Annotated in this window: 21 protein-coding genes and 1 pseudogene; 6 read left to right on the top strand and 16 right to left on the bottom strand. The window is 35.9% G+C overall.

All coding sequences use genetic code 11. The features are described 5' to 3' along the window. Window positions 1-367 precede the first annotated feature (367 nt). From ACVYAD_RS19930 to ACVYAD_RS19910, 5 genes are all read right to left on the bottom strand, one after another. Window positions 368-1813, bottom strand: coding sequence for a YcdB/YcdC domain-containing protein (locus ACVYAD_RS19930; protein WP_476427626.1), 1446 nt, complete (start codon window positions 1811-1813; stop codon window positions 368-370). Between the two features lie 39 nt (window positions 1814-1852). After that, complete coding sequence (gene acnA, locus ACVYAD_RS19925; protein ID WP_476427625.1) at window positions 1853-4558, bottom strand: aconitate hydratase AcnA; 2706 nt, start codon at window positions 4556-4558, stop codon at window positions 1853-1855. Between the two features lie 490 nt (window positions 4559-5048). After that, on the bottom strand, window positions 5049-5129 hold the full coding sequence (locus tag ACVYAD_RS19920; RefSeq protein ID WP_476427669.1) for an S-layer homology domain-containing protein: 81 nt from the start codon (window positions 5127-5129) through the stop codon (window positions 5049-5051). Window positions 5130-5163: 34 nt separating this feature from the next. Then, on the bottom strand, window positions 5164-5388 hold the full coding sequence (locus tag ACVYAD_RS19915; protein WP_476427674.1) for a hypothetical protein: 225 nt from the start codon (window positions 5386-5388) through the stop codon (window positions 5164-5166). Continuing rightward, a complete protein-coding gene (locus tag ACVYAD_RS19910) occupies window positions 5382-5561 on the bottom strand; it encodes a helix-turn-helix domain-containing protein (RefSeq protein WP_476427624.1) in 180 nt (59 codons plus the stop codon). The genes ACVYAD_RS19915 and ACVYAD_RS19910 overlap by 7 nt, the downstream gene beginning before the upstream one ends. A 521-nt stretch (window positions 5562-6082) precedes the next feature. On the opposite strand from ACVYAD_RS19910, the gene ACVYAD_RS19905 reads away from it, so the two are divergent. Further along, complete coding sequence (locus ACVYAD_RS19905) at window positions 6083-6217, top strand: hypothetical protein (RefSeq protein WP_476427623.1); 135 nt, start codon at window positions 6083-6085, stop codon at window positions 6215-6217. Between the two features lie 854 nt (window positions 6218-7071). Here the strand turns inward: ACVYAD_RS19905 and ACVYAD_RS19900 are convergent. After that, entirely contained in the window at window positions 7072-7461 is a 390-nt protein-coding gene (locus ACVYAD_RS19900) for a VOC family protein (RefSeq protein ID WP_349658092.1), read from the bottom strand. A 366-nt stretch (window positions 7462-7827) separates the two neighbouring features. Beyond that, window positions 7828-7950 (bottom strand): hypothetical protein, encoded by a 123-nt coding sequence (locus ACVYAD_RS19895; protein ID WP_476427622.1) that lies wholly within the window; start codon window positions 7948-7950, stop codon window positions 7828-7830. A gap of 102 nt (window positions 7951-8052) precedes the next feature. Here ACVYAD_RS19895 and ACVYAD_RS19890 point away from each other — a divergent pair, with 102 nt between their 5' ends. Beyond that, window positions 8053-8319, top strand: a complete 267-nt coding sequence (locus ACVYAD_RS19890; RefSeq protein ID WP_476427621.1) for a translation initiation factor 2 — start codon at window positions 8053-8055, stop codon at window positions 8317-8319. Window positions 8320-8431: 112 nt separating this feature from the next. Here ACVYAD_RS19890 and ACVYAD_RS19885 read toward each other — a convergent pair whose 3' ends face one another. The 5 genes and pseudogenes from ACVYAD_RS19885 to ACVYAD_RS19865 all read right to left on the bottom strand — a co-directional run bounded on the left by ACVYAD_RS19885 (window position 8432) and on the right by ACVYAD_RS19865 (window position 13783). Next, window positions 8432-8608: a hypothetical protein gene (locus ACVYAD_RS19885; protein ID WP_476427620.1), complete on the bottom strand. Its 177-nt coding sequence runs from the start codon at window positions 8606-8608 to the stop codon at window positions 8432-8434. 999 nt (window positions 8609-9607) lie between these two features. Further along, a complete protein-coding gene (locus tag ACVYAD_RS19880) occupies window positions 9608-11686 on the bottom strand; it encodes a serine hydrolase domain-containing protein (RefSeq protein ID WP_476427618.1) in 2079 nt (692 codons plus the stop codon). Between the two features lie 315 nt (window positions 11687-12001). Then, window positions 12002-12379: pseudogene (locus ACVYAD_RS19875) on the bottom strand (DUF6138 family protein). A 403-nt stretch (window positions 12380-12782) separates the two neighbouring features. After that, window positions 12783-13058, bottom strand: a complete 276-nt coding sequence (locus ACVYAD_RS19870) for an MBL fold metallo-hydrolase (protein ID WP_476427617.1) — start codon at window positions 13056-13058, stop codon at window positions 12783-12785. A 245-nt stretch (window positions 13059-13303) separates the two neighbouring features. Further along, complete coding sequence (locus ACVYAD_RS19865) at window positions 13304-13783, bottom strand: GNAT family N-acetyltransferase (RefSeq protein WP_349658100.1); 480 nt, start codon at window positions 13781-13783, stop codon at window positions 13304-13306. Window positions 13784-14046: 263 nt separating this feature from the next. Here ACVYAD_RS19865 and ACVYAD_RS19860 point away from each other — a divergent pair, with 263 nt between their 5' ends. After that, on the top strand, window positions 14047-14982 hold the full coding sequence (locus tag ACVYAD_RS19860; protein WP_476427616.1) for a bile acid:sodium symporter family protein: 936 nt from the start codon (window positions 14047-14049) through the stop codon (window positions 14980-14982). 1424 nt (window positions 14983-16406) lie between these two features. Continuing rightward, a complete protein-coding gene (locus tag ACVYAD_RS19855) occupies window positions 16407-17651 on the top strand; it encodes a nucleoside permease (RefSeq protein ID WP_349658102.1) in 1245 nt (414 codons plus the stop codon). Between the two features lie 49 nt (window positions 17652-17700). On the opposite strand, the gene ACVYAD_RS19850 is transcribed toward ACVYAD_RS19855, so the two are convergent. Next, window positions 17701-18213, bottom strand: coding sequence for a VOC family protein (locus tag ACVYAD_RS19850; RefSeq protein WP_476427615.1), 513 nt, complete (start codon window positions 18211-18213; stop codon window positions 17701-17703). 188 nt (window positions 18214-18401) lie between these two features. Continuing rightward, a complete protein-coding gene (locus tag ACVYAD_RS19845; protein ID WP_476427614.1) occupies window positions 18402-19907 on the bottom strand; it encodes a methyl-accepting chemotaxis protein in 1506 nt (501 codons plus the stop codon). A gap of 138 nt (window positions 19908-20045) precedes the next feature. On the opposite strand from ACVYAD_RS19845, the gene ACVYAD_RS19840 reads away from it, so the two are divergent. Both ACVYAD_RS19840 and ACVYAD_RS19835 read left to right on the top strand, forming a co-directional pair. Next, window positions 20046-20996, top strand: a complete 951-nt coding sequence (locus tag ACVYAD_RS19840) for an MBL fold metallo-hydrolase (protein WP_476427613.1) — start codon at window positions 20046-20048, stop codon at window positions 20994-20996. Between the two features lie 797 nt (window positions 20997-21793). Continuing rightward, window positions 21794-22408 carry a hypothetical protein gene (locus ACVYAD_RS19835; RefSeq protein ID WP_476427612.1) on the top strand — a complete coding sequence of 205 codons (615 nt, stop codon included), beginning with the start codon at window positions 21794-21796 and terminating at the stop codon, window positions 22406-22408. 123 nt (window positions 22409-22531) lie between these two features. Here ACVYAD_RS19835 and ACVYAD_RS19830 read toward each other — a convergent pair whose 3' ends face one another. Beyond that, a complete protein-coding gene (locus tag ACVYAD_RS19830) occupies window positions 22532-23347 on the bottom strand; it encodes a nucleotidyltransferase family protein (protein WP_476427610.1) in 816 nt (271 codons plus the stop codon). A 505-nt stretch (window positions 23348-23852) separates the two neighbouring features. Next, complete coding sequence (locus ACVYAD_RS19825) at window positions 23853-25676, bottom strand: DNA ligase D (RefSeq protein WP_476427609.1); 1824 nt, start codon at window positions 25674-25676, stop codon at window positions 23853-23855. Window positions 25677-25739 lie beyond the last annotated feature (63 nt).

The raw sequence follows: 25739 nt of genomic DNA, 5'->3' as shown, positions 1-25739 counted from the left end.
GGATAGTTTTTTCCATCGTTATGACAATTCTATCCGTCACTTCGATATTTCTATCCGTCGCCCTGTTTTCTATCTGTCACTTCGATGGTTCTTTCCGTCGCTCTGACAATTCTATCCGTCGCTTTAACGTTTCTATCCATCATTTCGACAGTTCTATCCACGATTTCGATTTAATTTCTAATCCGACCCTTTCATTTTGAAAGAAGTAGATAAAAAAACCGACTTCCCAGGAAATCGGTTTTGCACCAAGTGCAACTGACTAGCGTTACGGATGCGAACAATAACTTTAATCCGCATTCATTTCACCACCTATAGTGATTGGAGACTTCCGTACTGTCGCTTTGCATTCATATAAAGAAACAATTCACTAAACATTACTGACAATAATTTCGCCAGTAGTCGCGTCAATATACCGGATAGGTAACTTAGTTTGTCGATCACACGCTTGATAGATAAGTTGATAAGACTCAATTTCGATATCGTAATTTTTGTCCCAAACCAATTGAAAATCGATATTTTCTAGAAATCGACGATACGCTTTTTCCAAAGATATAGCTGGTACTGTAGGCATTTGGCGAAGTTCATCCAAACCAAAATTCGGTCCACTATAAAAATCAATCAGACCAGTTGTACGATTAACAACGACGATCACCACATCCGCAATAGGTAATCCTTGATTATGGGCATGGAATATAAATGAGTTTGATTCTCTTTCATCCTCTTCTTCATCTCCCCGAATTAATCGTTGGAGATAAGGATAGTAGTCAGGAATTACTTTTTGTAAAAAGTCTATTGCTTTTTCATAACATGCTTCTTGATTAAGCTGTAGATTTCCTAGGCGTTTATGCAACCATCCAAAACTTTGTATTTTACCAGTATTTTTTGCAATAAAAGCTTTTACTGTATCTTCTGACTGCATTTTAAAAAAGCTGTTCACCGATAAATCTTTTTCTTGCATCTCCCAATTCTGCTTACGCCACACCATTCCTAGCTTTGGTCCTATATTCACTTCTCGAATAAGCTCCAGGTCATCTGTAATCCCTATGATTGCTTCATTCGTCACTTCATTGGCCATTAAGCTAGTTGGCAAAGGAGGTAGAGCAACATAACTTTCAGTCTCATTTTCATCATGAATGATCTTTAAAGTTGGTTCTAATACATCTGCTTTAAAATTTAAAAATGAAAGTACCTCATACACGAGATGAAGTCCATCTTTCTTAACATTGTAAACATCGCGAGATAATTTTGTAATCACTAGTTGTAACGACAACGTATTACGCACATATTCCATCAGATTTTCTTTCGAAACTAGCTTTAAAGGGATTTCAGGACTCATCTTCACACCGTTGTATCTAAATTTAACAATATTGCCCAATGCATCAACATCAATAAAACAACCAGCTTGTGCTAATGGTACATCCATAACAAACTGTTCAAAAGAAAAGCGTTCTACACGCGACAGTTTTTTCTTTTGAGAAAGTGTTAAGTCTTTTAAAGCTTCTGGATAATGACTGAGTAAAAATTGTTCCGCACTTCTTCTTTTTTCTTCAATAGATAAAGTAACAGCTTCAGGAACAGTATCATTAGCTTCAATAGATAAATATACGAGGTGACCAGTGCAATCTAACTCAACAGTCATACTTTCATCCTGTTGTTCATTCGCCCATGAAAACATCACTCTTCCGTCTTCAGAATACTCTTCTATGATTAGTTCATAGTGACTCGGTAACGGAACAATGGATAAAGCACGTCTTTTCAGTTCAGCTTTTTGCAAACCAATGCCTCCCATACAAGTTTTTTTATGTATAGACAAAAACCGACCTCCTAAGAGATCGGTTTTTTATTTAAATGATTATTGAGCAGCTTTTGCGCGAAGAACCATTTGTAGGATACCACCGTGGCGGTAGTAGTCTACTTCTACTTCTGAGTCGAAACGAGCTAAAGCTTGGAAAGTTTTAACTGAACCGTCTTCAGATTTAGCAGTTACTGTTAAGATTTCACGTGGTTTCACGTTGTCAGTAATGTTAACAGAGATTTCTTCTTTACCAGATAAGCCTAAAGTATCAGCTGATTCACCTGGCATGAATTGAAGTGGAAGAACACCCATCATTACTAGGTTAGAACGGTGGATACGCTCGTAAGATTGTGCGATAACTGTTTTGATACCAAGTAAGTTAGTACCTTTAGCAGCCCAGTCACGAGAAGAACCCATACCGTAGTCGTTACCAGCAAGTACTACTAAGCCAGTACCTTGCGCTTGGTATTTCATACATGCGTCATAGATGTACTCTACTTCACCTGTTGGCCAGTAAGTAGTGAAACCACCTTCTGTACCAGGAGCAACTTGGTTACGGATACGGATGTTTGCAAATGTACCACGCATCATAACTTCGTGGTTACCACGACGAGAACCGTATGAGTTGAAGTCACGGATTGCAACACCGTTTTCGATTAAATATTTACCTGCAGGTGTATCTTTACCGATTGCACCAGCTGGAGAAATATGGTCAGTTGTAATTGAGTCACCGAACTTCGCCATTACGCGTAAGCCTTCTAAGCCTTTAATAGCTTCTGGATCTTTTGCAAGACCTTGGAAGAATGGTGGGTTTTGGATGTAAGTTGATTTGTCATCAAATGTGTATAGAGACTCAGTTGATGTTTCAATTGCATTCCATTTTTCGTTCGCTGTGAATACAGTTTCGTATTCTTTTTGGAATAATTCACGGTTAACTACAGTACCTAATACTGCGTTAACTTCTTCAGTTGAAGGCCAGATATCAGCGAAGAATACTTCGTTGCCATCTTTATCTTTACCGAATGAATCTTTTTGTAGGTCAACATCCACAGTACCAGCAAGTGCATAAGCAACAACAAGTGGTGGTGAAGCTAAGTAGTTAGCTTTTACAAGTGGGTGTACACGGCCTTCGAAGTTACGGTTACCAGAAAGAACTGAAGTTACGAATAGGTCGTTCTCTTTGATAGCGTCTTCGATTTCAGGAAGTAATGGACCTGAGTTACCGATACATGTTGTACAACCGTAACCTACAGTGTTGAAACCGATTTGGTCAAGGTAAGTTTGTAAACCTGAATCTTCAAGGTAACCAGTTACTACTTTAGAACCTGGTGCTAAAGAAGTTTTTACCCATTTTGGCACTGTTAGGCCTTTTTCTACAGCTTTTTTCGCAACTAAGCCCGCAGCGATTAATACGTATGGGTTAGATGTATTTGTACAAGAAGTGATTGCAGCGATTGCTACAGCACCTGTTGGGATTTCTACATCACCTTCAGCAAATTTAGCTACAGAAGATTTTGCGAATTCATCTTCAGTTAAACCGAAACCTTGTGTACCTTGTGGTGCCACTACTGCTTCTTTGTAACGAGAACGCATTTGAGATAGTGGAATTAAGTCTTGTGGACGTTTTGGACCAGAAAGGTTTGGTTCGATTTCAGCCAAGTTTACTTCTAATACGTCAGTGTAAACTGGCTCTAAAGTTGGATCGAAGAACATGTGGTTAGACTTTAAGTAAGATTCTACAACCGCGATGTGCTCTTCGTCACGACCTGTTAAACGCATGTAGTTTAATGACTCTTCATCAATTGCGAAGAAACCACATGTAGCACCATATTCAGGAGCCATGTTAGAGATTGTCGCACGGTCAGCTAGTGGTAATTTAGTTACGCCAGGTCCGAAGAACTCAACGAATTTACCAACTACGCCACGTTGACGTAATACTTGAGTTACTTTTAATGCTAAGTCAGTAGCAGTAGTTCCGTTTGGAAGATCGCCAACTAATTTAACACCAATAACTTCTGGAATTGGGAAGTATGAAGGTTGACCAAGCATACCTGCTTCAGCTTCGATACCACCAACGCCCCATCCAAGAACGCCGATACCGTTGATCATTGTTGTATGTGAGTCAGTACCTACTACTGAGTCAGGGAATGTTTCGAAAGTACCGTCAGCATTTTCGTTTACGTGTACAACTGGAGCTAAATACTCTAAGTTTACTTGGTGAACGATACCAGTTGCTGGTGGTACAGCACGGAAGTTATCATAAGCAGTTTGAGCCCATTTTAAGAAGTTATAACGCTCAGCGTTACGTTCGAATTCTAGGTCCATGTTTGCTGCTAATGCAGATGCATTACCGTATTTGTCAACTTGTACTGAGTGGTCAATTACAAGGTCAACTGGAATAGCAGGGTTGATTTTGCTTGGGTCGCCACCCATTTCTTTCATTGCAGAACGTAGAGAAGCAAGGTCAACTACTACTGGTACACCAGTGAAGTCTTGTAATACTACGCGAGAAGGTTTGAATGGAACTTCAGCTTCTGGATTTGCGCCGTTACCCCATTTTGCTAATTCGTTTACGTGCTCTTCTTTGATAACATATGCATCATATTGACGTAAAACTGATTCTAATAATACTTTGATTGAGTAAGGAAGGTTTGAAACTTTTGCAACGCCAGCTTTTTCAATCGCAGCTAAGTCATAGTAATTATAAGTTTTACCATTAACTTCGAATGATGCGCGGCTGTTGTGTAAATTACCTTGTGCCATTTGCGGATCCCCCTAAATATCTTTTTGAAAAGGCCTATATAAATTGTTAAAGCATCTTTTCTCCAATACCCATGATAGCTCATTTATATACATAAGTAAATTACATTAATATTATCTTTTTCAATAAGTAATCCTTATGACATTGATTTCTATCCAAATGTATTTAATTTTTTGATGTGCATGATATGAAGGTTTTACTGAAAGGAGATTTTTATACCTATGTATTGAAGTGTATTTAAATGTTTTTAATTGGGGTACAACTTGGGGTACAGAGAGTTTTTTATCAAAATTGTACCCCAGCAAAAAAATGGTAAACTAAAATATCCGGACAGGAATTTTTTAAGAGGAATAAAACAACTTACCAGAAAAGCAGTTCTCAAAAAAGTCACTCGTTTGTACTGCACCCTAAAATCTGTACTTTTCATTCTTTTTAAAATCATTGTTCGAATAATTGGTGACGGAATATTAAATTGTTCAATTTTTGCTGTATTCACCAATCGGCACGAGTTGTGTTGCCGTTTGCTTTGAATGTAAAATCTTCATAACCCGAAAGTAATCCAGTGTCTAACATCACTCCGCTATACGGTAAATCCTTTTTATTTACCCTACCACCATAAAAATTCTGGAATCGGGATAACTGTAAGGCTTGAATTCGCCATTTCCTCAATCGATTTGCCATATTCAACGTTTGCAAGTGCTAGATCATTTGCAAGCCAACGGGACATTACACCACGCGTCATTGGTTTGTTTGGTTCGAATTTATTGTTAGAGAAATCCTCAACTTTAATATACCAGGCAAAATGATATAAATACTTGCTCCTTGTCAGCATTTCCTTTTTACAGTCGTTTCTTTTTTAACGATTCCTAGTGATATTAATTTTGAAATAGCACGATAAACTGCCTTTGTGCTGATCTCCAATGATGAAGCGATTGTAGCGGCCTTCAAATGACATGCCCCCTGGATGTTCCAACGCGTGACTAGCGAGTTTGAAAACGATGGCACGCTCTGATTCTGTTAAATCATAGTAGTGTGTTGCCATGTGGTCTTCAAGAGCCGAATCCATGTCATTATTAATTTAAATGTTTTGTAAGTTACTAAGTATTCAAATGCCGTCGTTTTCACCTCGCTTTCTACCTCATAACTTCTACTTAAATACCCTAAGTAAATTTTCACGCATCTGATGCTTCATATGCGTGCCATTCATTTTGTGTACTTACGAACATCTTTCACATTGTCCAATTTTTTAACTTTAGCTTGTTATATTCATTACGTTGTTGAATGGTTTTCATTTCCCATTCTTTATTTCGATAAATTATTTTCATATATTCCACTCTCAAAACCACATCAAACTCCGCCCTCTCAACTCAAAGTGTTTTGGCTGTTTGATGCAGTTATCAAAGTAAAAGAAAAAACATCCCGAAGAATGTTAATTTGTTTATTAACTTTATAAAAGAACATTCATATTTTATTTGGTTATAAATTTCCAGTCGGTTGAATAAATAAGTAATAAGGAGGTGATTAATATGAAAAAGAAATTAGGCGTTCTTCTTTTTGCTGTTTCACTTTTAAGCTTAACGTCTGTATCCACAGCTTCTACTGCCTCCGCAGCTGGTCCCCAGTGTTATAAGGTAGGTAATGTGTGGATGTGTGAATACTAAGGAATTGATAGATAAAAATAGTAATTTATTAATTTAAAGCCACTTAATAGTGGTTTTTTCTTTGACTAGCCATATCTCATAAAAACCTCCTCTAGCATTTTTTTGTTTTGTAATCACCCCATTATGCTAGTTACTTTATTGAATAAATAAAAAGCATCCAATAGAGGATGCTTGATTGTAGATTGAAGTTTTATACACTTTTATTTTTTGTTTAGCTGCATGTTTACAGAATCAACACTTATCTTAACATAATCAATAGGTAGGATGATATTATATTGCTTACTAAATTCTTCCCTTTTTATACTTCGATATTCTTTTTGCGAAATGAATATTGAATCCCCTGTATGTGCTAAACATTTTCTTGAACGATAACATGTATTTAATTTTCCTTGAATTTCAATCGTCCGATCTCCTATGATATTCAATATTTTTAATTGTACATATGTAACCGCATCTTATATTTAATGTACTTTTTATAAGTACATTATTCAATGAAGGGAGACAATTATGATGAAGGGAATAATTTTAACATATTATTCTTATATAAAACATTTAAGCTAAGTTAATCCTTAATCTCGTAAAAAATATAGGCTGGCCAAATTTGTCTTGCCTCGAACAAGTTTATGAGGAGTAGGTCGGTCGCCGGTCTGTCTTTACCTACTATTTAGGTTTTGATAAATACCAAGTGATGAAAACCTTACCACACCGACCTACCTCCGAGTTTACATCATATTTTTCCTATCACAAAACATGCTACATGTTTTACATTTGTTCCTTTTGTTACATATGTTCCAAACATTCATCTCCATTTTTATTAAAGCACCCATTAACTGAAATGCAGTCGTTCATAATCTTCAAGATACTTCTTTGCAAATCATTAATAAATTACCATCTGGATCTTTAAACACAAAATAAAAATTATCCTGAATCTCTGTAACAAGTTCAACATTGTTTTCTTTCATAAATTGATAAGCAGCTTGAATATCATCAGTTAAAAACTGAATTGATGGAACTTGGTAAGTGGAAATATCACCATCTTCTTTTCTCCACTTTGGCATGGCATCTAAAATTAATCCAGCTGTACCTTCCATGGGAGCCACGAATATATGGTCAAAATAATCTTCTCCTCTTTCCAAACCAAGTATTTTTCCGTACCATTCTTTTGCTTTCTCTAGGTTACGTACTGGAATAAACACACCACCGATTTGGTTTTTAATTGGTGTTCTGTAATCAGGTATAGTCACAAATACATCCTCCTTTAAAAATACATTTAATACACTGTGGAATTCTATATTTTTTAATATATACCTTTCTTATTTTGAAAAATAATTCAGAAAATATCTACGATTGCCTTGCTTCCGCAATGGTTTCAACCATCCATCGATAATTTTCAATCCACTGAAGTAAATTCTCTACTACTTTAATTTGCCCTTGTTTCATAGGTTTGCCCTCCTAAGTTGTGTTATATGACTTATCTGACTAGCCTGAATACAAGGGCATAAACCAATTCTGAGCTGTAGCGTCTGCAAACGCTGCGGCTATTTTGTCATTAATCTACAAAGTCAAAACCTCCGTATAGCTGTTCCCAAGCCTATTCGTTATAACTCTCATCAACAGCCTCCTTGGAATTCATCGCCTATTAGATTTTTATCAATTCCTAATTGCTCAAGTGCAAACGTCTCTTTTACTTGAGCATCTTGTTCATTCATTCCTACTAAAAAAGTAACTTTCATTATTTCCCCATTTTGTTACCGAACATTTTAATTTAAACACCCGAATTTTAAAATAGGATACAGAATAAGATATAGTATTGATTAATTTAGGGAGGTTAACATTTGAGTAAACGCAAAGATAGTTTTAATATGAATGACCTTTTATCGAATGGCGAAAATGATGCTGCTAAGCTTGCTGTAATTGCTGGACTAATTACTACATTAGGTGACGGCCTATCTACTATTGCAGCTATGATGGCTCTAGAGGAAGCTCAATCCCAACAATCAAATACCAACAATAATAACTCCTCAAATAAAATAGATGAATTAGAAAAGCAAGTTCAATATTTAACAAAGGAACTAAATAAACTTAAATACTCAAGAAAATGAACCTCTTTCCCTTTTACACAAATTTTTTCAGACACAATCCTCAAATTGTTTAGTAAAAAGTTGCTTCTTTTTCAACATCGCCGACTCGAAATCTTCTTTTTTTCCCATAGCCTTATGACAATTCATACAGTAAGCTACTGTGCCTCCTTGATGATAAATTGCCATACATACTACTCTGGTCAGCCATGAAATCACCTGTTTTTGTGTAGTAAGTAGTTGCTGAGCCGGATACTCGCGCTCTCACATAGAACCCTTCACTAGCATTACAATGACGACATGCGATAGTCATTTATTCACCATCCTTTTTGCTAAACAATTTCTTTCAAATCTTCACTTACCCCACCTACGTAAACGACTGATCTACTCAAGCTCTTTCCTAATGCTCCGTAGTTGCCTATAAGTCTTGCTTCTCCCACACTTTTTAATAGGATCATAAGCTCTACGTTTCGAACATGCTTGCACTCGAGAAAAGCTATGTGGTCCTGCTGATTAATTAGCCTTACTCTACGCTGTTTTACTTCCTTGCGAACCGTATTCATACGTTATACCACTAACGCATTCAAAGAATGCAGCGTATATCCATTCTTCGACTTAACCTCTATATACTCATTTTCAAAGGTCTTGTATGGTATTGATTTCCGTCCGCCTGCAAATAGCCTCTTTCCATACTCATTCATCAAGATAGCGAATTTTGGTAATTTCTGGATAAACCGTGATTTAGTAAGTCCGCCAACTTCCACCGTTCTACTAATAAATGTGCAATAAAGATATATTTCATCATTTTCGAAACACGATTGTAGTCACTCCTATCAAATTTTTGTACATAGAAATAAATGTAAGATGTTTGATGTATTCAGGAATAATTTGTATAGTTCTATTGAAATTGACTGTTGTTTTTTCAGTATTTTAAGTACAAAAAACGCAGTTTCATAGTCAGTAATTACCACCTGTTCAAAATATTCAATTATATTTGCATTCATATGAAATTTTTTATCTTTTCGTTTTATTTTGTTGTTATTAGTTGATTTTATATTTAGACAAGGTACGATTTATTGTAGAAATTTTATCAGTTTTATATACTTTATTTCCATTTTGTTTCAAAATAAAAAAAGCCACTATGATAGTGACCCCAAAAGTTAGATTTTCGGTCTAACTCTTGGGATCTAGTTCATTTTTAGTGGCTTTTGTTTATTATCTTCTACATATTTCCGAGTCAAGAATGCAGTCAAATGAGCGCGAATTATCTCTGTATCTTACTGGTTTTATTGAAATCGTTCTAGAATTATAGTTAGTTCAACGTAATTTCAAATTCCGAGTTCGGTGCGCCAGCAAATACAACTGTTCCGTTCTTCGGCAGTTTTACTTTGTTATTGCCGCTTACAACGGTAAAATTGATACATACTCCATTCTCATCATACACAGCGAACGAACTCTTTGATGGCAACGCCACGGTCATCGTTTTCCCTGCTGCCGCTTGTGGGATCGTAAACCATTTCGCATGCCCATTTGCTTGCAGCGTAACTTTGGATGATTGGCCTGCATCCAGCGTTTTTACGTTGGATTCACTTACGTATAACGACCCGGACATTTCTATATATTCATTGCCGCTTTCTGTATAGAAACGGGCTTCCGTCGTATCACGACCAAACACCCCAGGTATTTGGAGCTGATGCATCGCCGTGTTAGGGCCTGTGATTTTTTGGCTTTCCCAATAGCCCTCCATGCCTTCCTTGCTATTAATTTGTACGGGCATCATTGGTGCCAAATATTGCACAGAACTAAATTTCTCGCTCACAAGATAGAACTTGACGCCTTCCCGCTTTGCCCATGCGGCTGCGGTTTCCTTCGATAGCACATTGTCTTCAAGTTTCTCGGCTACATATTGAGTACTCGCTATTTGCCCTAAACCTGGCAGCGAAGAATATGTGCTCTCCTTCAAATAAGTTCGTCCATTCTTCTCAGTGACGAAATTGAGCTTGGAGGTACCATTCTCATTAATAAAGCTTCCATTCGCAGTATAAACATATTTTACTTGTGGATTAGATAGTAAGATCAGTTCACCAGTCTTCGTAATTTCTATTTTGAATTGACCGTAACTATGGCCGTAAAAACCCGCTTTCTTCGCTACATCTTGAGGCATTTTGGCCTTGATCGGCTTACCAAAGGATTTGTTCGGCTTGATATCCTTAATTTTGCTCTTCTCTTTGAGTGCAGCGAGCAGTATTTCAGTCGCCATCAGTTGATTTGTAGCGCTGCTACCGCCGGATGACAACACAGCCACTGCCATCTTCTGTTCAGGAAGTACGACCAGTGAAGCATGTTGTAGTGCCGTATCGCCTCCTTTTGCCAAGCCCTTTATCCCATATTCACTGAATGGATATAGTTTCACACTATCCCAGCCAAGACCATAGTTGACACTATTCTCTCCATCCCCGGGCCACATTCCTTTTTTATATTCCTTTTGCTCCATCGCCTTGACTGCTTTATCAGAGAGGATTCCTTTTTCATATCCCATAAATATTTGTGAGAATCGCACCATATCTTCTGCTGTGGAAGAGATCCCTCCCGTACCAATCACATTCACCGATTCAGTAGGAAGCTGCCCTTGGTACATTGGAAAATAAAGGCCAGCTCGCTTATCGTCTTCCCATTTGTCCTGCGGCGTTTTTGTATGATTTAGCTTTAAAGATTTTGTAAACCGTTGATGTATAAATTCGGTAAAGCTCATCCCGCTAACTCTTTCCACCATAATCTCGGCTAGCGTAAAACCGTCGTTGCAGTATACCGAGAACGCGCCAGGATCCGCCTTCAAATGCTGGTTGGACAATTGCTGCAACAAATTATCATGGGCATAGGTATCATTATCTTTAAATAAAAATGAATTACTAAGCGTACTTCCTTGCAAGCCGGAGGAGTGGTTCAACAGCATACGCACCGTAATGCGTTTATACCGTTCATCCTTCATCTTGAAATCAGGAACATAGTGGACGACAGGAGCATCCAAATCAACTTTTCCTTCGTCGACCAATTTCATCACAGCCGCCGTTGCATACATTTTACTGACTGAACCAATCCCGTATAGGGTATCTTTGGTCAGCGGCTGTTTCCCATTCATATCGTTCTTGCCTGTCTGACCCGACAAAATAAGTTTGCCATTATCAATTAACGCATACTGCACACTAGTCGTCTCATAGGACTTTGTAAGTAGCGCAGCCTTCTCTGCTGCAATCTTTTTCAGTTCTTGACTAGCTAATTCTTGGCTAGCAACCACCGTAGTCTGACTGCTAGAAGACGCCATAGCCCCTGTTGGGAGGCTCATCGTTAACGCTAATGTAGCGGCTAACACCGCAGATAGTTTATTTTTCATAAAAGAATTTCCTCCTTTATAGATATACACTTCCTAAAACAATAATTAATGCCCCCATAATTAAAAAATTTTTCACTTTAACACCCTGACTACTCCCTTCACAAAGAAATATTTACCATAAATAGAATATCAAAGTTTTATTTACTCGTAAATACAGTGATAGACTGATACCATGTTGGGCTTTAGACTTATGGTTAATGATGACTAAGTAAATTAAAAAGACCAGCTGGGCTAAATTAGCTTTGCTGATCATCTTCTATTTTGCAGCTACAATACTTATTCTGTTTAACCCTTTGTCCTATCGCAATAGCCAATTTATCCGCGGCTAGCGGCCTGCGCCAACTCAGTGAGCCACTTTCCTCGATTTCCTTTGGTTTTGGCAGCTATTTTCTTCAGCTTGTCCGGTCCGCCCCAGATTAAGTATACGATATGCTCGACCTCGTAATCCTGAAGGTCACGAACCTGATTTAGAAGCAGCATGAGATGCCTCTCATTTTCCATATCGGTTTTGATTTTCAGTTTCATAGAAGCCGTGCTATGCAGCATACTCTTCACTAGCGTAGGAATCGTTTACGCGTTTACGCCTTGCCACTCTGCAAAAGCGACCGTGAAGTCGTTCTGAACGGACTGGTGTTCTGCGTCAACCATTGCCATATATTCTTCTACTAACGGAAAATAAGTCTGGTCCGACAAAAAAAAGCCGCGATAATTGTGTAGTTTTCAAACGATGGACCTTCATCAGCTATGTATCCCGAAATAATTATAAGTGCCCCATATTTAGAATGGAAAATCATCAAAGTTGACCTCTATCGCTCACATACTATTTGCGAATGGATCTTCAACCATTGCATTATTTTTTATCTGCATGAAAACTATTTGGAAAAATGGTTACTCAGGTTAGGAAATAAGAAATAATTTCCCGGGTAAGCGCAAGAAATGACAAGGTTAGTCTTACATTCAAGCACCAAGCGTCTAATTTCGTCGTTATCCTCCATCTACTCAACTATCATACGACATCTGACATTAATAGAAATCACGTGTTTTATATCCAGTTTTTAATACAATAGAGGCATCATTTTTATATGAAGCCTTTGCGTCAACATACTGTGACTGTAAGTAAAGTATTCCAGCCCCCAACTAATAACTGTTCTATTTTCGGCTCGACATATTTAATATTCTTTTGTTCTACTAATTCTAATAACTGCGCAGATTTTTTTGTCGTATGTGCCTTACCACTGTTGACAAATTCACCTATAGAAATTGAATTTAGTACAGCTATTAAACCACCTAAGTGATCTGCATCGAAATGTGTTGCTACTAAATAGCGCAGGTTGGTCGTCGGTCGATCTGTTCTGATAATTAATTGTTCCACGGGAGGAAATACTTACAGCACCGACCTACCTGAGTTTAATCATTAATTTCATACATAAAATGAAACGTTTGATACAAATCATACACTTGCGCAATTTGATACATATTTATGAAGCTAATATTCAAGGATTGATGCTAGACTTTCCACAATACATAAAACCAGAGTTAATCTACAAAATGTAGCATCGACTCTGGTGACGAAGGAAGATAGTAAAAAGTAAACTTACTTTTATTTGTGGTCTACTATTATTTTATTGATTGTCTCATAATAATTTCTTCACCGATACGTCCTATTAATCTCTCATTTGTATCCTCAAATCCTACTTTTAAATAAAGTTTTTGTGCTGGTATATTATCTTTGTCTACAACTAAAACAATTTCATCACAATTCGGAAATTCTTTTTTAACAAACTCAACTAGTAATGTCATTCCTTGTTTTGCGTAGCCTTTTCCTTGTTCGGTATGATTAATTGAAAGTGCCGTTAATAACATAGCATTCAAATTATTAGAGTATTTCTTTACTCTCTCATTTGAATTTAGGAGAAAGAAACCAACTGGTGTATTATCACTTAAAATAACAATACGATACTGTCCCTCATTAATTTCCTCAAATTTGCTTGGAAGTGCAGAAAATTGTTTTTGTTCCTCTGTAAGTATAAAAGAGTTCAATTCTTTCATATATTCACTTGAAAAATGCTTTAATTCAACCCTTTTTAATTTTTCCATAACAAAATTCTCCATTCATTTTTTCTATACTTTACCACTTAAATAGGTTCCGGTCATTGTTTTTCGAAATTTCAAAAAAACATTTTGTCAAATTTAATTTCTAATTCCCTTACCTAATTCACATAACTACTCAAAATAAAATTCTAATATTGAAAGTATGATAACGAACTATACTATATTAACTGATTATTCCCATTATTGATTAAATTCTGTAATTAGTTTATAGTTTACTATGTTAGCAAAATATTACATCGAGGTGTTACATGAAAGTTTTAGAACGTTTTAGTCAGTTTGTTAGCAATACATTTGCAATTTGGGTGCTCCTTTTTGCAGCGCTTGCCTTTTTTATCCCTAGCGGATTTTCTTGGATTGGAGCGTATATCACGACATTATTAGGTATTGTAATGTTCGGTATGGGATTAACCATAACGGTTGCGGACTTTAAAGAAGTCTTAACTAGACCGAAAGATGTGGCAGTTGGTGTAGTTGGTCAATTTCTAATCATGCCAACATTAGCCTTTTTACTGGTGAAACTGTTCAATCTTCAACCGGAAATCGCAATTGGAGTTATATTGGTAGGTTGCTGCCCAGGAGGCACATCTTCAAATGTCATGACATTCCTTGCTAAAGGGGATGTGGCATTATCGGTGACAGTTACATCTATCACAACTTTATTAGCTCCAATCATCACACCTGGACTTATTTATTTATTCGCAAGTGAGTACATAGATGTTGCACCTAGTGCACTTTTTATGTCGATCGTCAAAGTAATTATTATTCCGATTGCATTAGGCTTCATTGTACAAAAGTTCTTTAACAAGCAAGCTAAAGCAAGTGTGAAAGTGATGCCACTTGTTTCTGTAGTAGCCATCGTTGCAATTGTGGCTGCTGTAATTGCAGGCAATCAACAAAAGATTGCTGAAACTGGTTTAATTATTTTCACTGTTGTTGTTTTACACAATTGTTTAGGCTATTTAATCGGGTATTTATTTGGAAAGATCTTCGGTATGAACTTAGCGAAAAAGAAAGCTATTGCTATTGAAGTTGGAATGCAAAATTCGGGCCTAGGTGCATCTTTAGCGGTTGCACATTTCTCTCCATTAGCCGCGGTGCCAAGTGCGATTTTCAGTGTCTGGCATAATATATCAGGTCCTATATTAGCAACCATTTTTAGTCGTATGAACGAAAAGGTTAAGTAAATAATTCAACACATAGCATTTAAATGTTCAAAAACTCTGGAAGCGGCTTTTCAGAGTTTTTATTTTAATAAGAATTAAGTATTACTCACTTTATAATAATCCTTATTCATATCAACTGTTATGCCACGAGGCTTAAAACATAAATAGGCCGCAAAGCTTTCTTAAAGAAAACTCTGCGGCCTATTTATCTCTTGTTATAAGATTTTTGTATTAGACTCTCCCGTATATACTTAAAGAGCTCTCAGACGAATCGAGACGGAGAATTCTGGATTTTCAATACGTCTGAGAGCCATTCTATTAAGTGCCAGTTACATTTAATCATGTAGGTTATGATTGTACCGAAGCTTCAATTTAACTAAATTTCTCAATTAATACGCGCGTTGTGAGTAGGTCTGAAATACTTCTTAATAGCTGGTTAAGAGATATCAAATGTTTCAACTATCTCGGAATACTTAAAATAAGCCGCCGCGTTGAATCACCTAATGCTCGATAAACATTTGGCATGATCATTTCCTCACTTTACACATAACTGTTCGGTTATATGTAAAATATAAATATGAGGGGAATAACGTAAGACTTTTCTTAAAATACAAACAGTTATCCGCGAAAATCAACCTTTCGGCTACTTCATCATCCGTTTAAAAATGAGCCCCATTGTCCTTTATTGAAGTAATTGAAAATAGAAAAAAAGTTACTCATTATTTTTCAAATGAGTAACTTCACTTTGTTGAAAAAAATATGTAAAGGAATGCTATCCCTTAGTTTTCTCGTTCTATGTGTAACAATGACTGGACATACATTATTTTCAACTACTACACATATTTTCATTCAAATAAAGAGAGGATTGCTATAATCCATACACATATCACTAGTATTAAAAACCACCAGCCCATAAACTTTACGAACTTTTTTAAAAATGATTTCTTAATGAATTTTTCTGAAAAGGAACTCATCTTTAAAAAATCTTCAGTATTTTTTAACAGCATGTATGAAAAACTGCCGAAAATTAACGTAACCACTATTGCCATAATAAACATTTCCAAAGAACCTACTCCTAAACTATAAATTTTAAAACGTCACTTACTAATTATATTATTTAGTTACTAGATTGCCTACCAAAAAATTCAAGAACTAGCCCTAATATAAAATCACGTTCTAAAATTGGAATGTACAGTAGATATCTTCCTAATCCCTCCTTGTTGTATTTCTCCACGTTCTTGCCAGTTACTAAAGAGCGTATACACTATCGCATTTTTCACCAAAACAATTCTGTGACTTTATATAGGACAAACCTTCAAAAGAAACTCCAATAAATTCGTATGATTCGGACATAAGGAGCAAATGCTGTAGTTATGTTCTTAAATCCAAAGCAGTGAATTTTTATTGCCTCAGAACAACCACATCACCTTCTATAGGAGGAAAAAATGAATATAAAATTACGGCTTAAAATAATGATTTTTCTTCAATTTTTTATTTGGGGGTCTTGGCTCGTTACATTCGGTTCTTATATGATTAATACATTGAATTTTACCGGCGCGCAAGTTGGAATCGTGTATAGTTCTAACGGTCTTGCAGCCATTATTATGCCCAGTCTTATAGGTATAATTGCAGATCGTTGGGTAAAAGCCAATGTTTTATATGGAATATTGCATTTTCTCGGTGCGATCACCCTATTTATTGCGGCTCAAATTTCCGATCCTACGATGATGTTTTGGGTAATGTTCTTTAACTCAATCGTGTATATGCCAACACTTGCATTATCGAATACGATTTCTTATTTTAGTTTGGAGAACAAAGGGTTTGATATTATAAAGGACTTCCCTCCTATTCGTGTCTATGGGACAATTGGTTTTATTCTTGCGATGTGGATTATTAGTCTTGCCAAAATTGAATTAAGTAATATTCAATTATTTATTGCTAGCGGCTCTTCGTTAGTTCTTGCACTTTACACAATTTCTCTTCCGGCATGCCCAACTTCCAATGAAATAAAGGACAAGTCATGGGTTAGCCTTTTGGGACTTGATGCTTTTGTTCTTTTTAAAGATAAAAAAATGGCTTTGTTTTTAATTTTTTCTATGCTACTAGGCGTTGCTCTTCAAATTACTAATACATTCGGTGATCCATTTTTACACGACTTCGCATTGAACCCTGATTATAAAAATAGCTTTGCTGTTAAATATCCAGCTATTTTATTATCAGTGTCACAAATTTCAGAGGTATTCTTCATTCTCACCATTCCGTTTTTTTTAAGTAAGTATGGCATTAAAAAAGTAATACTCATTAGTATGATTGGATGGACATTACGTTTTGTTTTCTTTGGGTATGGAAGCCCTGTTGGCGGAGGATTTTTACTATTGCTGTTATCAATGATCGTTTACGGTTGTGCCTTTGATTTCTTTAATATTTCGGGAGCGATTTTTGTTGAAAAAGAAGTCGATCATCGAATTCGAGGCAGTGCTCAAGGATTATTTAGTACGATGGTCAATGGTATTGGCGCCTATTTAGGAGCGGTAATTAGTGGCAAAGTAGTTGATTATTTCACAGTTGAGGGCGTAAGAAATTGGCAAAATATTTGGTTGTTCTTTGGCGGTTATACATTCGTTTTGGCCATCATTTTTGCCATCGTTTTTAAATATAATCATGACAGTAACGCATTGAAAAATGGATAATATCACCTGCATAAAAGAAAGAGCCTTACCGTTCATTGTATAAGGCTCTTTAACTGTAATGGAATTTCCCACTAAAGAATTCCACAAAATCCGCTAAAAGCTTAGACGGAATAACATTTTCTCCACTCTTCAAGAGACATCTCATTAAAATCTCCATATCATCTAGTCTCAATGGTGTAATGAATTCTAATGAATTACCATCCGGGTCTGAAAAGTAAATTGCTGCATGTGCATGAGGATAATTTGATAATACTAAAGGTTGATGTTCGGAAGTAAGGCCAAATTCAGTGCGAACTTCAATGCCAATTGAAGACAACCACTCTTTTACACGCTTAAGATCTTCTTCGTCAATTTTAAACGCCAAATGTCGGATAGATGGATGGTATTTTAATTCAACGCTATCACTTTCCCATAAACCTAACCAGCTTTCCCCTTTAACGATCCAGAAAAAAGCTACCTTTCCTTTTTTGTAAGCAAGCTCCAACCCTAATTTTTGATAAAATACAATCGAGTTTTCTAAATTACTAACTGGTAAATGTGCTTCATATAAACCTTTTATCATTTCAATATTATCCTATTCCACCTTTATTTATGAAATAATATATAAAAAGCACATTCCATTTACATCCATCTTTAGTCTGAAATTAAAAAAAGCCTTTCTTCTAATCATAAGAACTCATATAATAAAAACCCTCTCCTTTGAAAAGAATTTAGACGACACCTCCCCTTACTAATAATAATTATGTCAATCTAATTTCCATTAGAATCATAAAAAGATTCTCTTTCTTTTTTCATAACAAGCGATTTTAATGTATCGCTTAATTCCTGAATACGACTAGTTGTATTCGTCATCATTTCAAGCATAGTATGTTCGTCCTCCACCGAGTGCACAATCTCTCCTGTGGAAGTTGCATTTTGTTCGGTCATGTCATTAAGTTTTTCAATCTGGAATTGGATTGTTTCAAACTGAGAAATAGCGCTGCTTAATTCATTCATCCCTCTAGTTAAATCTATATTGGCATTATTAAATGAATCTTTTAGAACATTGAAGAAGTTGCTCACATCTTGTAAAAGCATTTCCCCTTGTTGTAACGCTCTTTCACCGTCATCAGAGCGTTGATGAGCTTCTGTTGATTTTTCGAACAAAGTCCTCGTTACATTCGTAATACTTACCGTAATAGCAGCACTTTCTTCCGCTAATTTCCGCACTTCATCAGCAACGATGGCGAATCCTTTACCATGCTCCCCCGCTCTTGCCGCTTCAATTGCAGCATTAAGAGCAAGTAGATTCGTCTGTTCTGCAATATGTTGTATGCCCTTTAATAAACTATCTACGGTTTTCAAGCTAGTCTGTAACTCATTCACTGTTTCGGCAGTAGAACTCATCGCTTGATTCATTACGCCCATTTGCATCATCGCATCCTGCATTTTCTCCCACCCTACTAGAATCTCTTGCTGCAAATCAGTAGATTTTGAAACAGTATCCTTTGAAATGGAGAATGTTTCGTTGACAAAATGCACAGATTCCTTCATCGTGCCATGAATCATTTGTAAGCTAGATGACTCTTGCTGAATACTTGCGGAAATATCCTCAGTAGCTAAAAGAATTTGTTTACTAGACCCTGATATACGCTGCATTGTTTGTTGGAAATGTGTAACGTGCTCATCCAATGCTTGGCTACTTTTTTCAATTTCCTGAAACGTATTCTCAAGTTGATTTAATGACGTTTTTACTTCATCTTGCTGAATTGCAGCATGCTCAATTAGTTCATTGCCCCATTTTGCGATTAAATATAATGCAATAATAACACCATTCATAATCGCTAGAAGCGTAATGAATACCGTTATATCATTAAATGGACCTAGTAATGATTCAGACTGAACAATATAAAGAATTAGGAAGCTGATGTTTGTTAGCACGCCAAAAAACACTAGTAATTCTTTCTTAAAATACAGAGCGATAATGGCCACCGAACAAAGTAAAATATAATGTTTATTTAATGAAAAGCTTTCAACTAAAAATAACGTAAAGACAACACTTGAAGGAATCATTCCGAAAATAAAGCCTTTAACATACGTTTTAATTGGTAAAAAGTAATTACATATAGCTAACGCAATAACGGCAAGTCCAACAAATAAGAACATGATGCCCTTTGAAAATATGAGCGGTCCACAAATTAGCGCAGCCAAAATTGCAATGATGGCTAAATTAACTCGATGGACCTTTTGTGTATCATATCGGATATTTTTCTCCATTAATAAATCCTCCTAAAAAATGAATGGACATTCAGTATAATTTTCTATTATTATAAAGTATAACCACTACTTTTTATAGATAAAAAATGCATATTAGAGAATATTTCGTACTCAACAGAAATGAAGGGGGATTATTTAATGGGGAGAGTCCAACAACTTGCACCAAATTTTTATTGTATTGATACACACGATTTAAATCGAGAACAACGTACAAGCTCTTATTTGCTGATTGATGAAAAAATTGCCTTAATCGAGACTTCTGCTAGTCCGTCTATGCCTTATATAGTAGAAGGTTTGAATGAATTACATATTACTCTGGAGGATATTCAATATGTAATTGTTACGCATATCCATTTAGACCACGCTGGTGGAGCAGGTTTATTTTTACAAAGCTGTCCAAATGCCACTTTCGTTGTCCATCCACGAGGTGTATCTCATATGGTAGATCCAAGTCGTCTAATTGCAAGTGCTAAGAGTGTTTACGGAGCAGAATTCGATCGTCTATTTGATCCGATTGTACCTATTGATGCTGAACGCATTATAGAAATCGGCCATGAGGAGGTACTATCTTTAGGTCAGCATCAGCTAACGTTTTATCATACAGAAGGTCATGCAAAGCACCATGTATCAATGCATTATTCTGCTACGAACGGATTGTTTGTTGGAGATACTACTGGTGTACGTTATCCAGAAATGGAGAGCGAAGCAATTGATTTAATTATTCCCTCCACTTCACCGAATCAGTATGACCCACAAACGATGGAGCAATCTATCCAGCTTTATGAAAAGTTAAATGCTTCAGAATTGTATTTCGGTCATTTCGGTGCATATAGAAATCCGGCTGAAGCTTACAGACAAGTGCGCTATTGGACGCCGCTATTTCTAGCTGAAGGAAAAAAAGCGTTAACGGTATCTAGTGATTTTAAAGAACAAGTACATTATTTAGATAGTCGCTTGAAGGCACTATTACACAACTATTTACAGGAAAACGGTATCGCAGAAAATCATCCCGTTTATCAAACAATCCCGTTCGATACCATTGTTTCTGCAATGGGGATTCTTGATTATCTAGGAAAGAACGACGTATAGAATGGTCCTTAAAGATTCAGTAGAAAACCCATCGGCGACTTTCTTAATACTTGATTGAGAGAAATCGTTTGCCCCTTCCTGTTTTAAGGGCTGTCATTAGTTTTCTAAATAAAAGGATAGTGCTGGTCTATCCTTTTATTTTCATCTAACTTATTCTAACTTACCGCGATTATATGACCAAAAAGGTTAACCATCTCATACGAGGTGGTCTTTTTGTGGTTTTAATCAAAGATGATAATAATTAATTGAGACTGATTAAAAAGAGGCAATTTCTCTTTAGAAACTATTCAATACTCCAAAATTAACTCATTACTATCCTCGTTGAATATGGAAAAAATTACATATATAAAACAACGCAAAAAATTGTTAAGATTTGATAGGTAAAGTATTCTATGGAATGAAATTGGAAAGGTGACTTTTCTCCAACAAGTGAAGACTTTTTTAATAATTGAGCAAAATAGTAATAGAATTACTCTTTATTTATCCTAAAGTTATTATTAAAAGAGGTGAGAAAAAGCGAGTTCCTTACTTTTAGGAGTTTGGATGGGACATTACCTATTCTTTTATCATTCATTTTTGAACCGCTTAAACCGATTGTTATTGTTGATGTTACTGGTATATGTTTTGTAATTGTAAGTGAGGTAAACATTTGTTGTTTAACTAGCGAGTGCTCTCATTAAATATTCGATTCACGAAATACCAAACGAGAAAGACTGAGTGCTCTCTATGCATTATATAGTTGAATGATGTCTTTTTTGTTTTACAGCAACAATCTTAACAAAAAAGGAGTAACCCAATTGAAAATTTTTTTAAATTTAACATCTTATTTAGCTACTGCTATTGCCGCAGTTCTTGCATCTTTTTCTTTAGCAGAAATTTATCATTTTAATAGTGATGATCAATATAGGTATTACCAAATTGGTATTTACTTAATGTCACCTATCACTGTGATTATTTCCTTTATTATCTGTTATTTTTTAATAAAAAAAATAACAATCAAACCGATAATTTTTGGTACATTAATCGGTTTTTGGTTGATCAAAGTTATACCAATGGTTAACTTTTCATATCACTACAGATTAGACGAAGATTACATACTAAACATCTTTATTAGGAACACAATTGACTACTATATCCTGTTATTGCCAAGCATTCTTGTGTTTTTATCTCATTTCTTATTAAAGAAATATAACAACTGGTTGCATATCAGTGGCTTTACACTTGGAGCCATTATCAGTTTCTTTTCAACCTATGCAATAGTTCTTTATATGAGACATGTTAATAATTCATTAACTTCGTATCATTATTTCGATAACAACGAATTAATGATCGTTCTCGTAGGAACTGCTATTTTCACGATTTTAGGAAATATTATCGGACTCAAGAAATTTAATCAGACACAAGAGAATTGATTTATCTTCACGTAACTAGAACCCGGAGTGAATGTTTAGTGTGAAAGCGAAGCGTTTATAGCTGACGCTTCGCTTTCGCTACAAAAGACCATTTACTAAAAGAAATTAAATTCAAGCAATACACTACATTTCATATGGAATTTTAGCTTCATTTGAAAAGTTTGCACTAGCCCATTCACCCTCACGCTTAAACAACTCATATACAGCTTCTCGGTCCGACGGCGGTTCATCTATCCAATTTAGTAGCGTACAAATAATAGATTCTTTTTCTTGGAAGTGATGAATAAAGACTTCAGACTGTTCGTGAAGTCGTGTCGTCCAAATCTGAGAACGTACCATTACCATTGAATAGTAAGTTCGGATGAGTTTACGAGAGAAACCTTGTGTAAATATTTTAAAATCTTCCGTAGAAGCTGTTTCTAACCTTTTTAAAGTCCGATTAAGAGCTTCGTAAATATCACCATTAAAACAAATTGCTATCTCTGATGTAAGTTTATACGGACCAAATCGTTCTCCTAAATCCTCTCCATACACACAAACACAGAGTTCCTTTAGAAATGCATTTTCGTAATAATTTTTGGGGGTAACCGCATCCTCGTAATATGCTACAGCTATACCAACTTCACGAACTAGAGAACGATAATTTTGAGACAGTTCTTCAGCAAGTTTCTTTAATTCAGACAACTTAACGGAACTCAGTTTGGGCTCGAACAGCACAATAAGGTCTAGATCTGATTTTTTTACAATCGCTTCTCCTCTTGCTACACTACCGTACACATAAACACTATGCAATTGTTGATGAAATATACGTTTAAGACTCTCGATAGATGATTGAATGCTAGTCATATAGACATCTTCAATTTTATCTTTGCTCACATCGCTTACAATAAACCCATTAGAATCTAGACCAAATCCGACATGTAAATTCCCTATTTTCATTTCAATTCACCCCTTTGTGTGAATTAAACTGCTCCTTTAGACTAACAGTGTTTAAAAAAATATATAAATCTTTTAGTTAAAAACAGAACAACTTTATTAGAATCTAAAGATTATTTTAATCATCATCGAATAAAGAAGATATAGCTAAGTAAATTAAAAAGAGGTGAACTAAATGAATGTTGTGTTTTATAATAAACACTTTAAGCTACAAGCATCTGCAGACTAAAAGCTCATAGCTGAAGAAATAACAAACCAAGCTGTTACATCGGCTGTTAACAGTCATTGGCATGGCGACCATATCCGAGGCAACCAAACATTTAAGCAAGTCACCCTTAGTAAGTATTAATATTAATTTTTGATTTAGCAAACGAAATTAAAATCTGTTCAAAAGACTTAGATTACATAATAAAATTGTAATCTAGTTAAAAAGCATCGCCACTAAAGCTGATGCTTTTTGCTTTTCTTGAGGTTTTGCTCCACTCTACATGTTCAACTTATGAATGTATCATTGCTCCTTTAAACGTTCTAAAGCCGAGTGAAAATCCTGGCTCTCCCCTATTTCGCGGAAATTTTTAAATGGATTGCTCCCTTTTTTCATACGCTCCAGTACAGCAGGAATCGTAAATTGATCAGGTGTTAAATATTCATTAACCTCCTCCCAGTATAATGGCGTTGCCACTAATCCCTTCTCATTGCCCCGAGTTGAATAGGGCGCAATAATCGTCTTGCCTTCTGCATGCTGAACATAATCTAAATATAATTTTTGATGTCTATTCTTCTTTAAACGCTCGATCGTATACAATTCTGGTTTTTGCTCACATAAAAAACGACAGATAAATTCAGTAAATACGCGCACCTCATCATAAGTAAAGGCGTTTTCAGGTAATGGTATATATAGTTGTAATCCTTTACCCCCTGATGTTTTCACAAAAGATTGAAGCTTAAAATAATCGAGCATTTCCTTTAAATCCAGTGCCCCAGAAACGGCAAGCGAAAATTGATCGACTGAAGGTGGATCTAAATCGAAGACAATTTCAGTAGGATGCTCTGTTTGTAACGTTTGAAAAGGTATGTGCAGCTCTAATGCAAGCTGATTGCCAAGCCATAGTAATGTTTCAAGATTGTTGCATACAAGATAATGAATATCGTCCATCCATCCTGTTGAAGCAAATGCAGGTATTTTCTCTGGACTACTTTTTTGATAAAAGCTTTCCCCCGGCACGCCATGAGGAAATCGAATTAACGTAAGCGGTCGATCTCGCAAAAAAGGTAGCAAATACGGAGATATCAATTGCAAATAGTGCAAATATCCATCTTTCGTAATACCGATTTCAGGCCAAACTGGCTTATTAGGATGCGTTATCTGAACAGTGTCTGGAATAGGAAAAAGCTGACGCTGCATATGCTGCCAATGACAATCCTCTGGCAACATCTCCAGTCGAAATGCATGAAAACGCGGTTCTCGACATTTACTGCCATCAAAATCAATACATGCTATATCGACACAGATGGATGGCTCCAACTCCCATGTTTCATTATTCCTCTGCCCATTTGCTTGAAAAAAAGCAATAAGTGTTTTACGTTCTTCCTCTGACATTCCATGTTTAAAACTAACTACTTCAACTAGCTCCTTCTGTTGATACATACTGCCATGAAAATAACCATTGCTATGATCATATTTCGTAACGATCACCGTTACATATCTCCAATTTTTTATTTTCAACCAATGTGTCGAGCGTGTATCCCCAACCCATTTACTCGTTTTCCTCTTCGCAACCATGCCCTCTCCGTTGTAAACCTTAATAGCCTGCCAAAGAGGTTCACTTTGCTCCACACTATTAATCACTTGCAAAGAACGCTGATCCTCATAATTGACAGTCACCGGGAGCTTTAAAGTCGTAAAAAGCTTAGAAAGTTGCTGTTTGCGTGTTTTTAAGTACTTACTTGTTAGCGACTCTCCTTTTAAGCTTAGTAAATCAAAAGCTATATAATGACAAGGAAAAGCTTTTGCATGCGTAGCAATAACATCTTTGTTTTGCATCCTCCCTCTTTGTTGGACGAGCGAAAAATCACTGTTAAAGTTATTTATTAAACAAACTAATTCACCATCAAATGTAAGTGGTAAATACTTTTTAACTTTATTAAATAGACTTTTACAAAAATCGAGTATCTCTGGAAACAAGTTATTTAAGTTATTGCCATTTCTACTTATTAACATTGGCTGTTCGTCCCACACTAACATACATCTAAATCCATCATATTTTGTTTCGAACATCCATTCCTCACCAATTGGCGTTTCAAGCACTTCCGTTAAAAGCATTGGTTTCATATGAATCCCTACTTTTCTTTTTACTTTCAGTTTTTGACGATTTCACTTTAAGATACATAAAAA

This window comes from Lysinibacillus sp. G1-3 (assembly GCF_056322905.1).
Note: the sequence above shows the minus strand (reverse complement) of the source record. Positions and strands in the feature narration are given on the sequence as shown.

Excerpts from the sequence above, each read along its gene's own strand:
- acnA (WP_476427625.1), bottom strand. The coding sequence starts at position 4,558 with ATGGCACAAGGTAATTTACACAACAGCCGCGCATCATTCGAAGTTAAT.
- ACVYAD_RS19920 (WP_476427669.1), bottom strand. The coding sequence starts at position 5,129 with ATGTTAGACACTGGATTACTTTCGGGTTATGAAGATTTTACATTCAAA.
- ACVYAD_RS19915 (WP_476427674.1), bottom strand. The coding sequence starts at position 5,388 with ATGCTGACAAGGAGCAAGTATTTATATCATTTTGCCTGGTATATTAAA.
- ACVYAD_RS19905 (WP_476427623.1), top strand. The coding sequence starts at position 6,083 with ATGAAAAAGAAATTAGGCGTTCTTCTTTTTGCTGTTTCACTTTTAAGC.
- ACVYAD_RS19895 (WP_476427622.1), bottom strand. The coding sequence starts at position 7,950 with ATGAAAGTTACTTTTTTAGTAGGAATGAATGAACAAGATGCTCAAGTA.
- ACVYAD_RS19885 (WP_476427620.1), bottom strand. The coding sequence starts at position 8,608 with ATGACTATCGCATGTCGTCATTGTAATGCTAGTGAAGGGTTCTATGTG.
- ACVYAD_RS19880 (WP_476427618.1), bottom strand. The coding sequence starts at position 11,686 with ATGAAAAATAAACTATCTGCGGTGTTAGCCGCTACATTAGCGTTAACG.
- ACVYAD_RS19865 (WP_349658100.1), bottom strand. The coding sequence starts at position 13,783 with ATGGAAAAATTAAAAAGGGTTGAATTAAAGCATTTTTCAAGTGAATAT.
- ACVYAD_RS19860 (WP_476427616.1), top strand. The coding sequence starts at position 14,047 with ATGAAAGTTTTAGAACGTTTTAGTCAGTTTGTTAGCAATACATTTGCA.
- ACVYAD_RS19855 (WP_349658102.1), top strand. The coding sequence starts at position 16,407 with ATGAATATAAAATTACGGCTTAAAATAATGATTTTTCTTCAATTTTTT.
- ACVYAD_RS19850 (WP_476427615.1), bottom strand. The coding sequence starts at position 18,213 with ATGATAAAAGGTTTATATGAAGCACATTTACCAGTTAGTAATTTAGAA.
- ACVYAD_RS19845 (WP_476427614.1), bottom strand. The coding sequence starts at position 19,907 with ATGGAGAAAAATATCCGATATGATACACAAAAGGTCCATCGAGTTAAT.
- ACVYAD_RS19840 (WP_476427613.1), top strand. The coding sequence starts at position 20,046 with ATGGGGAGAGTCCAACAACTTGCACCAAATTTTTATTGTATTGATACA.
- ACVYAD_RS19830 (WP_476427610.1), bottom strand. The coding sequence starts at position 23,347 with ATGAAAATAGGGAATTTACATGTCGGATTTGGTCTAGATTCTAATGGG.
- ACVYAD_RS19825 (WP_476427609.1), bottom strand. The coding sequence starts at position 25,676 with ATGAAACCAATGCTTTTAACGGAAGTGCTTGAAACGCCAATTGGTGAG.